Origin of the sequence: Marivirga arenosa (assembly GCF_030503875.2) — a bacterium.
Classification (GTDB): Bacteria; Bacteroidota; Bacteroidia; order Cytophagales; family Cyclobacteriaceae; genus Marivirga; species Marivirga arenosa.
Map to the genome: position 1 here is coordinate 2,839,546 of NZ_CP129968.2, position 16,026 is coordinate 2,855,571.

The window sequence follows — 16,026 nt, forward strand, 5'->3', positions numbered from 1 at the left end:
AAAAGCATAAGTCTGCCTTACGCCTATCCTATAATCAACAAAAAAGAGGTTGTCTTAAAATTTTACTTTTTAGACAACCTCTTTTCAATATTAATAAGATTTAAATGTTTTAATTATCTCTTAAGTGTCTTCTGATGATCTTACCCACATTTGATTTAGGTAATTCTGTTTCAAAAGATACTGATTTTGGACACTTATAGGCAGTTAGGTTTTCTTTGCAATACGCAATTACCTCTTCTTCAGTTAAGCTATCATCTTTTTTCACAACGAAGGCTTTTACCACTTCCGTTGATTTTTCATCGGGAATACCAATTACAGCTACTTCAAGAACTTTATCCATTCCTGCAATTACATCTTCAATTTCATTTGGATACACGTTGAAACCAGATACATTAATCATATCTTTCTTTCTATCCACAATTTTGAAGAACCCATCCTCATCCCTTACTCCAACATCACCAGTTCTAAACCAATCACCATTAAAGAAAGTGGTATCATTTAATTCTGGTTTATTCCAATAACCTGACATTACCTGTGGTCCTTTACCACAAATTTCTCCTGGTTCACCAACTGCAACTTCATTGCCTTCATCATCTAATATTTTCATATTAGTACTTGGGGTAGGAATTCCAATCGTACCAATTCTTTCAGTACCATCCAATGGATTAACACTCAATACGGGTGAAGTTTCACTCAATCCGTATCCTTCTACTAAAGGACCACCTGTTAGTTTCTTCCACTTTTCAGCAACAGCTCTTTGAACAGCCATACCGCCTCCAATAGAACCTTTTAGATGAGAAAAATCTACTTCATTAATATTTGGCTGATTTAATAAACCATTAAATAGAGTATTAACACCGGTCATTAAGGTAAATGGATGCTTTTTCAATTCTTTAATGAAAGCAGGCATGTCCCTAGGATTGGTGATTAAAATACTTTTAGCCCCAATACTGAACATTAAAATACCATTTACAGCTAATGCAAATATATGGTATAATGGTAAAGCTGTAATCATTTGTTCTTGCAAACCATCTGTAAATAATGGTTTAAACCATTCCTTAGTTTGCATAGTATGCGCCACAAGATTTCTATGTGATAATTGAGCACCTTTACTTACTCCTGTGGTACCTCCGGTATATTGCAAAAATGCAAGATCAGAAGAATCAATTTCAGGCTTTTTAAAAGTATAATTTTTACCCTTTTTCAAAACGTCCTTAAATTTTATAGCAGACGGTAAATTGTAGCTAGGGACCATCTTTTTAACATTCTTTACTACAAAATTTACTATACCACCTTTCAGACCACCCAGCATATCCCCTAATTGAGTCACGATTACCGTTTTGATTTCAGTTTCTGCTAAAATCTTTTCAAGATTGCTAGCAAAGTTGGCTACAATAACGATAGCTTTAGCACCTGAATCCTTAAACTGATGAGCCATTTCTCGTGAGGTATATAATGGATTGGTACCTACTACAATTAATCCAGCTTTTAAAGCTCCTATCATGGCAATAGGGTACTGCAAACAGTTAGGCATTTGGATTGCTATTCTATCTCCTTTTTTTAACCCTGCCTCATTTTGTAAATAAGCAGCAAAGTTATTTGAAAGCTCATCTACTTCAGAATATTTTAAAACCTTACCCATATTCTCATAGGCTTCATTATCGCCATGCTTTTGAAAAACTTCTTCAAATAATTCAGGTAGGTTTTTGTATTGATCTGGGTTTATCTCTTTTGGTACTCCTTTTGGATAGTGATTGTACCATGGAAAGTCGCTCATAGTCGTATATTTAATTCAATTTTTAAATTTTCGGATTGGAAATTAATAAAAAATATTCTTCTTCCATAGAGCTATTTTAAACAACATTCATACATATGAATCTAATATTTCAATATTTACTGTAAATCAGACTTTTACAGATAACCGCTTCTTCTGTATTATTACTGGAAAATCTATTGAAAAACATTCTCTAATAACATTTAGTCCAATATTTCGTCAAAATACATGTAGCTGTATGTATTATAAGCTTTACCTATTGCGCAATAGTTTTTATTGATAATTCTGTGTTTAAAAAATATAGGTTTTTGATAACATTAGCACATAAAATATGTTAGCTTTGTACCTAAATTGAAATTAGTCTAAATAATCCATATATGAGTAAGGACGATCAAATACTGGAAGAATTTGCTTCTAAAGAATACGAGCATGGCTGGACAGTTGATATTGAAGCTGACTCGGCACCTCCCGGTTTAAATGAAGATATTGTACGTTTTATATCTGCAAAAAAAGAAGAACCTGAATGGCTTCTTGAATGGAGGTTGAAAGCTTATAGAAATTGGAGAAAAATGACAGAGCCGAGTTGGGCCAACGTTCATTATCCAAAACCAAATTTTGAAGATATTATTTATTATTCTGCTCCTAAGCAGAAAGATAAACCTAAAAGCTTAGATGAAGTGGATCCTGAATTAAGGAAAACTTTTGAGCGTTTAGGAATTTCTTTGACAGAGCAAAAAAGATTAACAGGTGTAGCGGTAGATGCAGTAATGGATTCCGTTTCTGTGGGTACTACCTTTAAAAAGCAACTAGCTGAATTAGGAATTATTTTCTGTTCATTTAGCGAGGCTGTTAAAGAACATCCTGAGTTAGTTAAAAAATATCTTGGTTCTGTTGTACCTTCTAATGATAATTTCTATGCTGCTTTAAATTCTGCTGTATTCTCTGACGGTTCATTCTGTTACATTCCAAAAGGTGTAAGATGTCCGGTAGAGCTTTCAACTTATTTCAGAATCAATGCAGCAAATACAGGACAATTTGAAAGAACTTTAATTGTTGCTGAAGATGATTCATATGTAAGTTATCTGGAAGGATGTACTGCTCCTATGCGTGATGAAAATCAATTACACGCTGCTGTAGTTGAAATTTATGCAGCTAAAAATGCAGAAGTAAAGTACTCTACGGTACAAAACTGGTATCCAGGTAATAAAGAAGGTAAAGGCGGTATTTATAATTTTGTTACCAAAAGAGGTATCTGTGCCGGAGATTATGCAAAGATTTCATGGACACAAGTTGAAACTGGTTCTGCTGTAACTTGGAAATACCCTAGTTGTATACTCAAAGGAGATTATTCACAAGGTGAATTCTATTCTGTTGCTGTTACTAATAATATGCAACAAGCAGATACTGGTACTAAAATGATTCACTTAGGTAAAAATACTAAAAGTAGAATTGTTTCTAAAGGTGTTTCTGGAGGTAAAAGCCAAAATTCCTACAGAGGTTTAGTGGAAATTCATAAAAGAGCTGAGAATTCAAGAAACTTTTCTCAATGTGACTCTTTATTAATGGGTGATAGATGTGGAGCACACACTTTCCCTTACATTGAGGTTAAGAATAAATCTTCTCAAATAGAACATGAAGCTACCACTTCTAAAATTGGAGAAGATCAAATTTTCTATTGTCAGCAAAGAGGTATTGACGAAGAAAGTGCAGTTGCCTTAATCGTAAATGGTTATTGTAAAGAGGTTTTAAATAACCTTCCAATGGAATTTGCTGTAGAGGCTCAAAAATTATTAGCCTTAACTTTAGAAGGATCTGTAGGATAATAGACCTTTATTCAAACACTAGAATATTATTATTTTTTGAAATAAGTAGATATGTTATCGATTAAAAATTTACACGCCTCAATAGAAGGTAAAGAAATACTAAAAGGAATTAACTTAGAAGTTAAGCCAGGCGAAGTACATGCTATCATGGGACCCAATGGTTCTGGTAAAAGTACTTTAGCTTCTGTTTTAGCTGGCAGAGAGGATTATGAAGTAGACTCAGGTGAAATTTCTTTCAATGGTAAAGATTTGCTTGAATTAGAAGCTGATGAAAGAGCGCAGGAAGGCGTATTTTTAGCATTTCAATATCCAATTGAAATTCCTGGAGTAACCACTACAAACTTCATGAAAACAGCTTTAAACAAGATTCGTGAACATAAAGGGTTAGAGCCATTAGATGCTGTATCATTCCTTAGCTTAATGAAAGAAAAAATGAAGTTGGTTGAAATCGACCAATCATTATTAAGCCGTTCACTAAATGAAGGTTTCTCAGGTGGTGAGAAAAAAAGAAATGAAATTTTCCAAATGGCGATGCTTGAGCCTACCCTATCTATTCTAGATGAAACTGATTCTGGTTTAGATATTGATGCGCTAAGAATTGTAGCAAATGGTGTAAATAAGCTTAAAAGTGATGACAACGCTTCCATAGTGGTTACTCACTATCAGAGATTATTAGATTATATCGTTCCAGATTTCGTACACGTTCTTTTCAACGGAAAAATTGTTAAAACTGGTGGAAAGGAATTAGCTCTTCAATTAGAAGAAAAAGGATACGATTGGATCAAAGAAGAAGCAGGCGTTGCATAATTTTAATCAGCAATACATATGAGTAAATTGATTAAAGAAGATATAGATAAATTTTTCATCGAGCAATTTCAAGCTTTTGAAAATTCTTTAAACGGAGAAAGTAAAAAGCCTTTACATGCCGAAAGAAAAACTGCCATTGATAAATTCAAAACAGCAGGTTTTCCCCATGCAAAAGATGAAGAATATAAATACAGTAATATAGCTAAGACATTTGGTAGACTTTTTAGTTTAGACAACATGTCAGATGGTGCTTTTTCATTAAGCATCGATGAGGCTTCTAAATATTTTATTCCTGAATTGGATGCTATTCGTTTGGTATTTGTAAACGGTGTTTTAGATGCTAATCTGTCAGATGACTTTAGCTCTCTTCCAAAAGGAGTTCATATTCAGCCAATAAAAATTGCAGCCGATGACTATGCTGAAGATTTTGAAAAGCACTTCAACAAGCACGAAATCGAAGGGTCTGATAATTTTACAGATTTAAATACAGCTTTTACAAATGGCGGAGTATTTGTAAAAATTGATAAAAGCGTAGTGGCTGAAAAGTCAATTGCATGTTATTATTTCAACGATGCGAAAAATGCTGATATAGTAAGTCAACCTAGAAATTTAGTTATAGCTGAAAAGAATAGTCAGGCATCTGTTATAGAATCCTACATTACATTAGGTGAGCACGCTAGTTTTACCAATGCAGTAACTGAAATTGTGGTTGAAGACGATGCAATATTTGACTATTACAAATATCAAAACGAATCGGATAAAGCGATTCAAGTTGGTACAACTATGGTACACCAATTAGGCAAATCAGTTTTTAATGGTGTTACTCTAAGTTTGAATGGTGCTATGTTACGTAACAATCTTAATATAGCTGTATATAAAGAGCATTCTGAAACGAATATGTATGGTTTGTATCTACTGGATGGAAACACACATGTAGATAATCACACAGTAGTAGACCATAAAGTACCTAATTGTGAAAGCAATGAGATGTACAAAGGTATCTTAGACGGCAAGTCTAGAGGTGTATTTAATGGTAAAATCTTTGTTCGTCAGGATGCACAGAAAACAAATGCTTTTCAATCTAATAGAAATGTAGTTTTATCGGATGATGCTGAGGTTGATACTAAGCCTCAATTAGAAATTTGGGCAGATGATGTTCAATGTTCTCATGGTTGTACAGTTGGCCAGCTAGATGCTGATCAATTATTTTACCTAAGAGCAAGAGGTATTGATAAAAAAACTGCTAAATCCATACTTTTAAATGCTTTTGCATCTGATGTATTAAGCAATATTAAAATAGAAGCATTTAGAACGCTAATGGAGAACAAAATTCATGAAAGGCTGTAGTCAATCAATAAATTAAATCATTAAATATATTTTATGAGTGTAGCTTTAGCTTCCAATATTGATATAAATAGTATTAGAAAAGATTTCCCAATCATTGATCAAAAGGTAAATGGGAAACCTCTTATCTATTTTGACAATGCAGCTACCACACAAAAACCCAAATCGGTTATAGAAGCATTATCTGAATACTATAGTTCATATAATGCTAACATACATAGAGGATTACATACTTTAGCTGAAAAGGCAACTACTGCTTTTGAAGATACTCGAAAAGTATTTCAAAAGTTTATTAATGCAAATGAAGTTGAAGAAGTAATTTTTACAAAAGGAACTACAGATAGCATTAATCTAGTAGCTAACGCCTATGGTAGAAAATTTTTAGAGAAAGGTGATGAAATAGTGATTACGGCTATGGAACACCATTCTAATATTGTTCCATGGCAGATGATAGCTGAAGAAAAAGGAGCTGTATTAAAAATTATACCTGTTAATAAGAAGGGTGAAATATCACTAGATGATGTAAAAGCTACTGTTAATAAGAATACCAAAATTGTAGCAGTAGTTTACGCTTCCAATTCATTGGGAACTGTTAATCCTGTTAAAGAGATTGCAAAAATAGCCCATGATCATGATGCAGTAATGCTTGTAGATGGGGCTCAAGCCTCCTCTCATTGTATAGTTGATGTTCAGGATTTGGATTGTGATTTTTATGCTACTTCTGGCCATAAAATGTATGGGCCAACAGGTTGCGGGATTCTATATGGTAAAAGAGCTATTTTAGAAGAAATGAATCCTTATCAAGGTGGTGGTGAAATGATCAATAATGTATCATTTGAAAAAACTACTTATAATGATATTCCATATAAGTTTGAAGCTGGCACACCTAATATTGCAGATGTAGTAGCACTAAAAAAAGCTGCAGAATACATCAATAATATTGGAAAAGATAATATCATGGCACATGAAAAGGCATTAACAGCCCACGCTCATGAAAGATTATCCGAAATACCAGGCATTAACTTTTATGGAACAGCTGATGATAAAGTAAGCGTTGTTTCATTCACTATCGATAATCTACACCCTTATGATGCAGGTCTTATGTTAGATGCTAAGGGGATTGCAGTCAGAACAGGTCATCATTGTACGCAACCCTTAATGGAGCATTTCGGAATTGATGGAACAATTAGAGCTTCCTTTTCTGTTTACAATACGATAGATGAAATAGATTTTTTTGTAGATTCTTTAAAAGATATAGTAGCAAAATTTAGCTAAATTATATTCAATGTCTGATCAATCAATTAATACGAGACAAGACGACATCATTGAAAAATTCTCCATGTTAGATGGAGATATGGAAATGATGATAGGTTATTTAATGGAGCTAGGCGAAAAGCTTCCTGAAATGCCTGAAGAAATAAAAACGGAAGATAATATTGTAAAAGGTTGTCAATCAAAAGTTTGGTTAACCGCTGAAGAAAATGATGGTAATCTTAGCTTTCAAGCCGATAGTAATACAGCGATTACTAAAGGATTGGTAAGTTTATTAGTGTCTATATTAAACAATAGTGCAATAGATGATATTTTAAATGCTGATTTATATTTTGTTAATAAAATTGGTATGAATAGGTTTATTGGTACGCAAAGGTCTAATGGTTTTTTAGCTATGATTAAGCAAATCAAAATGTTTGCACTAGCGTATAAAACCAAATTAGAAAATGAAGCTTAAACAATAGCATTATGGCTGAAGAAACAAAATTCGAAAAGAAATCGGAAATACCTAATTTAAGAGATAAGGTTCTAGAGGCTTTAAAATCAGTTTATGACCCTGAAATTCCAGTGGACATTTACGAATTAGGATTAATATATGAGGTGAATGTATACCCAGTTAATAATGTATACATTTTAATGACTTTAACCTCTCCTTCTTGCCCAGCAGCAGAGGATATCCCTAGCGAAGTCGAAATGAAAGTGAGAGCCATTGAAGGAATCAGTGATGTAAAGGTTGAATTAACTTTCGATCCACCTTATACTCAAGAAATGATGAGTGAAGCTGCAAAGCTTGAATTAGGCTTTATGTAATTAATAAAAAGTAGAATAATCTAATATTTAAAATAATAAATTCATAATATATGTATCCTGAAGAATTAGTAGCACCAATGCGTGCAGATTTAACGGAAGTTGGTTTTGAAGAATTCAAAACAGCTGACCAGGTAGTGGAACACCTTAAAGATCATAAAGGAACTTCTTTAATGGTTATAAACTCAGTATGTGGTTGTGCAGCAGGTGCAGCAAGACCAGGTGTTAAGTGGGCAGTACAACAAAGCCCTAAAAAACCTGATAATTTAACAACTGTATTTGCTGGTGTTGATCAGGAAGCGGTTGCTAAAGCAAGAGAATTAACTGCTCCATACCCACCATCATCTCCATCAATTGCTTTATTTAAAGATGGTGAGTTGGTTCATTTTGTGGAGAGACACCATATTGAAGGTAGAACTGCTGAAATGATTGGAAATCATTTGGTTCAAGTATTCGAAGAGTATTGTTAATAATATAATCTAGCATCTAGATTACTAAACAAAAAAGGGGTAATGAATTAAGTTTCATCACCCCTTTTTGTATTTAAGATAATATTGAGATTAATTAGGTTTTACTTATACTTTGCAGGTATTTTTCTAGCTTGAGTTGCCTTTTCAAATGCATAAGCATATGCTAATAATTTCTGCTCTGAAAACGGTTCTGCTATAAATGTCAATCCTTTAGGTTGCCCATTTTCCTCGTAGCCCATAGGTACTGTTAATGCAGGATAATGTGCTACAGCAGCATAACCTGCTGTCCAATTATTGATGGATAAAATAGCATCAAGATCATTTTCACTCATCATCGTTTCAAAATACCTTCTTCCTTCGCTCATCAATCGAGTTTTTAAGGTATCAAACTCTGAAGCAGTGGTAGAGTCAGTCACTATTCCTTCAAATCTGGCTTGTCCATAAGGAATTCGTTTTGCTGAATCTTCTTTATTAAAATCCATTACATCCTGAACTGAATTAAAGCTAATAGAAGGACCAGCATAATTTTCAAAATAATGGGGTAAATCAGCCTTCATATCCAAATTCAATAAAGTTAAAAAGCCTGATAAATTTACTTCTGGGGCTTCAACTTCTACAATGACAGCTCCCATATCTTTTAACTTCTCAACTTGAATCTTGTATAATGAATCTTCTAAGAATCCTTTCAGAGCAGCTAATCTCTTTCCTTTCAGAGCATCAGCATTTAAGGACTTCCAGTAGTCTTTTTGTGGCGAATTACCAACAGTAACTCGATCTTCTGAATCTTCACCAGTTAAAGCAGACAACATAATAGCATTATCCATAACGCTTCTTGTCATAGGACCAGGTGTATCCAAAGTACTAGAAATAGGAACTATCCCTCCTCTACTTAATAAGCCAACTGTTGGCTTTAAACCTACAATAGAATTTGAACTAGAGGGAGATAAAATTGAACCAGAAGTTTCAGTTCCAATAGCTCCTGCTGCATAATTAGCCGCGATAGAAGAACCACTTCCCGAACTTGAGCCTCCTGTATCAAATTCTCCTCTTCCATAAGGATTTAGAGTTTGACCTCCAATAGCATTATAGCCATTAGGACATCCATCACATAAAAAGTTAGCCCATTCACTTAAGCTTGATTTACCCAGAATAATAGCTCCAGAAGCTTCTAATCTCTTTACTATAAAAGCATCTTCTGCCATATTATCTTGTAAAGCAGCAGCTCCAGCAGTGGTAGGAATACCTGCAAAATTCACATTATCCTTCAATAATATGGGCATACCATAAATTGGATGATGCTCTTCTGAATTATTTTCATCTTTTGCTATCGCTTCTTGAACTGCAGTAGGATTAATTGAAATGATATTATTTAATGTGCTTAAACTATCATTTTCAAAAATTACAATTCTATATAGGTACCATTGCGTGAGCTGTTTATAGCTTAATTTGCCTTCATCTATAGCATTTTGCAGGCTCATCATATCCTGCTCAAGTATGATGGGTTTTAATTTCTCATAATCTTTGAGAGAAAAATCGCTAATCTGAGGCTCTATTTGTGCCCAAAGGTCATTTCTATCACTAATTTTTGATTGAATCAATTTATAGCGCATAAAACGTGATTCGTGATCAGCATTCTTCTCAATTATGGCTGTTTCATCATAGGGTACCCAAGTATCAATTGTAGTTTTGGGCTTTTCTTCACAAGCCCACAAACCTAAAATCAATAAGTAAAATATCTTTTTCATAAATTATTCTATTTAAGTTTATGCTTATAAAAAACAAGATAAGCAAAATAAGAAGCTTAATTCTGAATCAGAATCTATTTTACAGGACTGGTATGTTTTAACTTTTATTTAGTAGAATTCAGGAGTATTCAATCCAATATTGAAATAAAATTGACCTTCTCTTAACTGCTGACCATCTTCATAGAGATAGGAATTTCCTTCTTGGTCTACCATTGGAATATGTCTGCTTTTAGCAGTATTCCATTTTTTAGGATAGAATGGTAAATCATGCATAAATTTATTTTGAATTGCATTTCTTATTTTTTCATGATCATAACCTAATGAAAACCTAAGTTGATTTGCCAATGGAAGTTGTCGAATATAATCCACGGCAAGAACACCATGAGAATATTTACCAAATGGTGTATCGCTTAAGTCAAAGTAACCATATCTTGAAAATTTCGATTCATTTATTCTTTTGGTCTTAGGATTATCTTTATTACCGGTCCAGAACGTAAAAGATGTTGCGAAACTTTGAATAGAATCCTGATATCCTAAACGCATTGCAGCAGTACGGAATTTATCAACTGATTTAGCTGCTAATAAATCATTTTCATGATAAATGTAAAAATGACCGAAGTTTAAACCAATTTCACCGGTGGGTTGAGCAGTATTCCAATGATTAAAATAATATCTATACTGATAATGAAATTCATAAAAACAATTACTACTAAAAGGAGAATACTGAAATGATCTAAAACTATGATCTCTTCGGTCAATTGCTGTAGTTACTTTAAATCCTAAAATATGTTGAAATGTCTTTTCGTAATAGCCAAAATCAGAAAGTGTATATAAAACATTATACTCAAGTCCCAAATTAGCATAATCTCTTCCTCCTTTTGCAGAAACTGATATCCCTACCCTATTTTGATGTGAGCCAAATTGAAATACTACTCCAGCTTGAGCATAATAGTTTAAATTTCCACTTATGTTTAATACTTCTTGACTGTATAAATCTAAATGATTTAATAGATTAAAGATTAATACAACAGAAAGCACTTTAAGAAATTTCAATATCTAAATGGTTAAGTAATTATTTAAAAATTCAAAATTAATTAAAAGCATAAAAACTTTAACCCATTTCATAACAACTTTAATCGCAGAATATAATTTGGTTTCTTAATTGTAAATTGCAATAAATCAAAAAACTATTTGTACCTTTGTACCACATTACAATCCTAGGCTACTCGAAAGGTTCGAAATATGGCTTGGGTTAAGCCGGGGAAAATCGAGAGTCGCTTTAATGCAATAGGCTGCTTAGCAGTCATGTCACAACATATCCCTGCTATTGTATTAATTTTTAAACATTAAAATGCTAACATTCGAAGAATTAGGCCTTAAGCCTGAAATTCTCAAAGCTATTTTAGAAATAGGTTTTGAGACACCAACTGCTATTCAGCAAAAAACTATCCCTCATTTATTAAACTCTAAGCAAGATTTAATTGCTTTAGCACAAACAGGGTCTGGTAAAACAGCCGCTTTTGGATTACCTGTAATTAATCAAATCGACAGTAATTCTAAAAAGACTCAATCTTTAGTATTATGTCCTACTAGAGAATTAGCTATTCAAATCGCTAATGATTTTAATGCATATACAAAATTCTCTAATAGATTAGATGTTTTACCAGTTTATGGTGGAGCAAGCATTGAAACTCAAATTAAAGCCTTAAACAGAGGCGCTCAAATAGTGGTCGGAACACCTGGTAGAGTTGTTGATTTAATCAAAAGAAATAAACTAAAGCTAGAAGACATTGAGTGGGTAGTGTTGGATGAAGCTGATGAGATGTTGAACATGGGATTTAAAGATGATCTTGATTTCATTCTTTCTCACACTCCTGAAAGCAGACAAACCTTATTATTTTCTGCTACAATGTCAAAAGAGGTATTAAGGATTTCAAATAATTATATGTCTAATCCTGAAGAAATATCTTCTGGAAAAAGAAATCAAGGGGCTGATAAAGTCGACCATTTCTATTATGTAGTAAAAGCAAAAGATAAATACCTTGCTTTAAAAAGAATTGCAGATATAAACCCAAATATTTATGGGATCATCTTTTGTAGAACCAAAAGAGAAACCCAAGAGATCTCTGATCAATTAGTAGCCGATGGCTATAATGCTGATTGTTTACATGGTGATTTATCTCAAGCTCAGCGTGATGCTGTGATGGGACGTTATAGAAAAAAACATCTTCAAATGCTTGTTGCTACTGATGTAGCTGCTCGTGGCTTAGATGTAAATGAAATTACCCATGTTATCAATTACAATATTCCTGATGATCTTGAAACTTACACACACAGAAGTGGAAGAACAGGAAGAGCAGGTAAAGCTGGTATTTCGATGGCCATTATAGGTCCTCGTGATGTCAATAAAATTAAGCAACTTGAAAAGGTATTAGGTAAATCATTTACAAAAGCTGACGTTCCTGCTGCTGAAGCGGTAATTGAAAAGCAATTGATGTCATTTGTGAATAAGGTTAAATCAACAGAAGTTGATGAAAAGCAAATGGAGCCATTCATTGAAAATATTGCTGCTGAATTTGAAGAATTAAGTAGAGAAGAATTAATTAAGAAATTCGTTTCGGTGGAATTCAATAAGTTCTTAGATTATTATAAAAACTCATCTGATATTAATCAAACTGCTTCAGCAGGAAGAGATAACGAAAGAGGAGATAGCAGAAGAAAGAATGGTAACTTCAATAAGCTATTCTTAAATATCGGTCAAAAAGATAATCTAAATGCCGGTACGCTTCTAGGATGGATCAACGGCTTACAAAACGTTCCAAATGGAATCGAATTTGGTAAAATTGACGTTCAAAGAAGCTTTACTTTTATGGAAGTTGAAAGCCAACATGAGGACACAATTTTAGGCGCTTTAAATGGCAGCGAATTTGACGGCAGAAAAGTAGTCGCTGAGCCAAAAACAGGTGGTGGTCCAAGAAGTTCAGGACGTTCTGATGGAAAGAGAAAAAACAGTAGTGGTTTCAAAAAAAGAGCTGGAGATAGAAAACCAGGTGGACGCTCAAGAGTAAAAGCGGGCTCTGGTGGTAGAAGAAGATAGAAGTTGGGAGTTGGAATACTAGAAGTTAGGAAGATTGAAATTTGGAAACTGTGACCTAAGCCATGTCGGTACCGAAGGTAAGACATTGAGATGAAAGTAGGAAGCTTGAAGTAGAGAGATTATCGATCGAAATCTAAAATTTCCTAAAACAATAAAGCCTTTTTGCAGTAATGCAGAAAGGCTTTATTGTTTTAATATGTTTCAATCTCAAATACACTAAGTGTAAAAATTACACTATCTTTCAAAGCAAATTAACTGCTGTATATCAATAACTTATCTTTATTTTTATAATACAGCTATGACCTTTTACCAAATATTTTTATGTTTTATTCGAGAGATTTCATAATTTCATTCCAATCAAAAACTCACAAAACTATTTATTATGGACGACTCAAATAAAGATAATCACTTGAACAGACGGAAATTCCTAAAGAATATGGGATTGGCTGCTGCGGGTATAACTATCGTACCAAGCAATGTAATTGCAGGTTTAGGTCATACAGCACCTAGCGATAAACTAAATATTGCAGGAATTGGTGTGGGCGGTATGGGCCGTACCAATTTACGCCACATGAATTCACAAAACATTGTGGCTTTAGCAGATGTGGATTGGAAATATGCTGATAGAACATTTAAAGATTATCCTAAAGCAAAAAAATATAAGGATTATCGAAAAATGTTAGAAGAGATGGACAAGGATATTGATGCTGTCATGATCAGTACTCCGGATCATACCCACTACGTTTCGGCTAAAGATTCAATGAACGCAGGTAAACATATTTACCTTCAAAAGCCATTAACTCATTCCGTTTATGAGTCAAGAAAATTAAGAGAATTAGCGGATGAAACTGGGGTTGCTACCCAAATGGGTAACCAAGGTAACTCTTCTGATGACATGCGTAAAGTGTGCGAATGGATTTGGAATGGAGAAATTGGTGAAGTAACTAAAGTGGATGCTTGGACCGATAGACCAATCTGGCCGCAAGGACTTGAAAGACCAAGTGAGAAAATGGAAGTTCCTAAAACATTGGATTGGGATTTATTCATCGGCCCTGCTCAATATAGACCTTATCATGAAGCTTATACTCCATGGAACTGGCGAGCGTGGTGGGACTTCGGTACTGGTGCATTAGGTGATATGGCTTGCCATATTATGGACCCTGTTTATAAAGCTTTAGAATTAGGTTACCCTTATGCTTTTGAAGCAAGTTCATCTCAAGTAAATACTGAAAGTGCTCCAATGGCTGAAAAAGTAACTTATTATTTTGGAGAAAGACCTAAGAAAGGTAAAATTAATATGCCTGGAGTAGAATTCACATGGTATGATGGCGGTTTAAAACCTGATAGACCCGAAGGCTTAAAAGAAGGCATGTACCCTGGTGACCAAAGAGGTTGGGGAGGTGCAATCTTCTACGGCACTAAAGGAACTTTAGTCTGTGGTACTTACGCTATGGATCCATTTATTATTGGTAGAGAGGATAATCCACCACCCGTTACCAATGAATTAAGAAGAATTCCTAAAGCAATGGAAGGTGGTCATGAAATGGACTGGGTAAGAGCTGCAAAAGAAGACAAGAAATCAAGAGTTGAATGTAGTTCTAATTTTGCTTATGCAGGACCATTAAATGAAGTAGTGGTTGCAGGTAATCTTGCTGTTAGACTTCAAGATCTAAGAAGAAAGTTAGATTGGGATGCTGAGAAAATGGAAATCACCAACATTGGCGATGACGAGGAAATTAGAGTAGTTACTACGGATAGCTTTACTGTTGTTGATGGTGATCCAAGATTCGATACGAAATATGATACCATGAATGCGAAGCAAGCAGCCAAAGAATATATTAAAAGAACATATAGAGAAGGCTGGAGCTATTGATATAATAAATTATTGCTAGTCATATCTCATAAATCTCTGTTGATTATTGATTTAAGTTAATTTGATATATGAGGTATGGCTATAATCTATTAAATAAATACAATCACATATATTTTCTAAATTTTAAAATATAAAAACATGAAAAAATCAATATTTATCGGTTGTGTTGCCATGATGGCAATTTATGCATGCGATAGTAGTAAAAAGGGAAACTCAGAAGAAGCTTCAGATGCAGAAGCTAAAGAAGAAATGGTTGAAGAAGTAGCAGAAGCTCAACCAGCAGAAGAAATGCACAATACTTTAACGGAAGCAGAAAAAGCAGACGGTTGGATGTTATTATTTGACGGTAAATCAACAGAAGGTTGGAGAGGTTACAAAAAAGAAACTTTTCCAGTTGCGTGGAATATTGAAAATGAAGCTTTACATATACAAGGATCAGGAAGAGGTGAAGCTGGAGCAAAAGACGGTGGAGATATTGTATATGACAAAGAGTTTGGCGATTTCCATTTAAGTATTGAGTGGATGGTTGATAGTGCTGCCAACTCTGGTATATTATATAGAGGGAAAGAAGAGTTCGATTATATCTGGAAAACAGCTCCAGAAATGCAAGTACTTGATAATGCTCATCACCCTGATGCTAAATTAGGTAAGAATGGAAACAGACAAGCAGGTTCATTATATGACCTAATCCCTGCTGATCCGCAGAACTTCAAAGGACATGGTACATGGAATAAAGCTGAAGTAATTGCTAAAGGTAATGACATTGTGCATATCCAAAATGGAGACACTGTTGTACAATACACTATTGGTTCTGATAGAATGGCTGATTTAATTGCAAACAGTAAATGGGCTGAGATTAATGAAAACTGGGGTAATATTGCTCCTTCAGGTTTAATTGCCTTACAAGATCATGGAGATAATGTTTGGTATAGAAATATCAAAATCAAAGAATTAAAGTAAGGTAAAAGTCGGAAGTTGGAAGCTCTAAGAACCTCCAACTTCTCACTTCTAACT

Annotated in this window: 13 protein-coding genes; 10 read left to right on the forward strand and 3 right to left on the reverse strand. The window is 34.0% G+C overall.

Going from position 1 to position 16,026, the window contains the following annotated elements; translation table 11 throughout:
• Window positions 1-109: 109 nt before the first annotated feature.
• On the reverse strand, window positions 110-1,777 hold the full coding sequence (locus QYS47_RS12255) for an AMP-binding protein (RefSeq protein WP_308356373.1): 1,668 nt from the start codon (window positions 1,775-1,777) through the stop codon (window positions 110-112).
• Between the two features lie 374 nt (window positions 1,778-2,151).
• On the opposite strand from QYS47_RS12255, the gene sufB reads away from it, so the two are divergent.
• From sufB to QYS47_RS12290, 7 genes are read left to right on the forward strand one after another with little or no spacing between them, the layout of a single operon-like run.
• Entirely contained in the window at window positions 2,152-3,597 is a 1,446-nt protein-coding gene (gene sufB / locus QYS47_RS12260) for a Fe-S cluster assembly protein SufB (RefSeq protein ID WP_308356372.1), read from the forward strand.
• 51 nt (window positions 3,598-3,648) lie between these two features.
• Window positions 3,649-4,404: a Fe-S cluster assembly ATPase SufC gene (sufC, locus tag QYS47_RS12265; protein WP_322346468.1), complete on the forward strand. Its 756-nt coding sequence runs from the start codon at window positions 3,649-3,651 to the stop codon at window positions 4,402-4,404.
• Window positions 4,405-4,422: 18 nt separating this feature from the next.
• Window positions 4,423-5,751 carry a Fe-S cluster assembly protein SufD gene (gene sufD / locus QYS47_RS12270; protein WP_322346469.1) on the forward strand — a complete coding sequence of 443 codons (1,329 nt, stop codon included), beginning with the start codon at window positions 4,423-4,425 and terminating at the stop codon, window positions 5,749-5,751.
• Window positions 5,752-5,784: 33 nt separating this feature from the next.
• On the forward strand, window positions 5,785-7,023 hold the full coding sequence (locus QYS47_RS12275; RefSeq protein ID WP_322346471.1) for an aminotransferase class V-fold PLP-dependent enzyme: 1,239 nt from the start codon (window positions 5,785-5,787) through the stop codon (window positions 7,021-7,023).
• Window positions 7,024-7,033: 10 nt separating this feature from the next.
• Window positions 7,034-7,477 carry a SufE family protein gene (locus tag QYS47_RS12280; RefSeq protein WP_308356368.1) on the forward strand — a complete coding sequence of 148 codons (444 nt, stop codon included), beginning with the start codon at window positions 7,034-7,036 and terminating at the stop codon, window positions 7,475-7,477.
• 11 nt (window positions 7,478-7,488) lie between these two features.
• Window positions 7,489-7,830 carry an SUF system Fe-S cluster assembly protein gene (locus QYS47_RS12285; RefSeq protein ID WP_308356367.1) on the forward strand — a complete coding sequence of 114 codons (342 nt, stop codon included), beginning with the start codon at window positions 7,489-7,491 and terminating at the stop codon, window positions 7,828-7,830.
• A gap of 50 nt (window positions 7,831-7,880) precedes the next feature.
• Complete coding sequence (locus tag QYS47_RS12290; protein ID WP_308356366.1) at window positions 7,881-8,297, forward strand: BrxA/BrxB family bacilliredoxin; 417 nt, start codon at window positions 7,881-7,883, stop codon at window positions 8,295-8,297.
• A gap of 101 nt (window positions 8,298-8,398) precedes the next feature.
• On the opposite strand, the gene QYS47_RS12295 is transcribed toward QYS47_RS12290, so the two are convergent.
• Complete coding sequence (locus QYS47_RS12295) at window positions 8,399-10,042, reverse strand: amidase family protein (RefSeq protein ID WP_322346473.1); 1,644 nt, start codon at window positions 10,040-10,042, stop codon at window positions 8,399-8,401.
• Window positions 10,043-10,150: 108 nt separating this feature from the next.
• A complete protein-coding gene (locus tag QYS47_RS12300) occupies window positions 10,151-11,095 on the reverse strand; it encodes a polymorphic toxin type 23 domain-containing protein (RefSeq protein WP_322346474.1) in 945 nt (314 codons plus the stop codon).
• Between the two features lie 298 nt (window positions 11,096-11,393).
• Here QYS47_RS12300 and QYS47_RS12305 point away from each other — a divergent pair, with 298 nt between their 5' ends.
• The 3 genes from QYS47_RS12305 to QYS47_RS12315 all read left to right on the forward strand — a co-directional run bounded on the left by QYS47_RS12305 (window position 11,394) and on the right by QYS47_RS12315 (window position 15,972).
• Window positions 11,394-13,139 carry a DEAD/DEAH box helicase gene (locus QYS47_RS12305; RefSeq protein ID WP_322346475.1) on the forward strand — a complete coding sequence of 582 codons (1,746 nt, stop codon included), beginning with the start codon at window positions 11,394-11,396 and terminating at the stop codon, window positions 13,137-13,139.
• 382 nt (window positions 13,140-13,521) lie between these two features.
• The gene (locus tag QYS47_RS12310; protein ID WP_322346476.1) at window positions 13,522-15,012 is read left to right on the forward strand and encodes a Gfo/Idh/MocA family oxidoreductase; all 1,491 of its coding nucleotides are present in this window, start codon (window positions 13,522-13,524) and stop codon (window positions 15,010-15,012) included.
• 138 nt (window positions 15,013-15,150) lie between these two features.
• Window positions 15,151-15,972 carry a 3-keto-disaccharide hydrolase gene (locus tag QYS47_RS12315; protein ID WP_302124393.1) on the forward strand — a complete coding sequence of 274 codons (822 nt, stop codon included), beginning with the start codon at window positions 15,151-15,153 and terminating at the stop codon, window positions 15,970-15,972.
• Window positions 15,973-16,026: the final 54 nt, after the last annotated feature.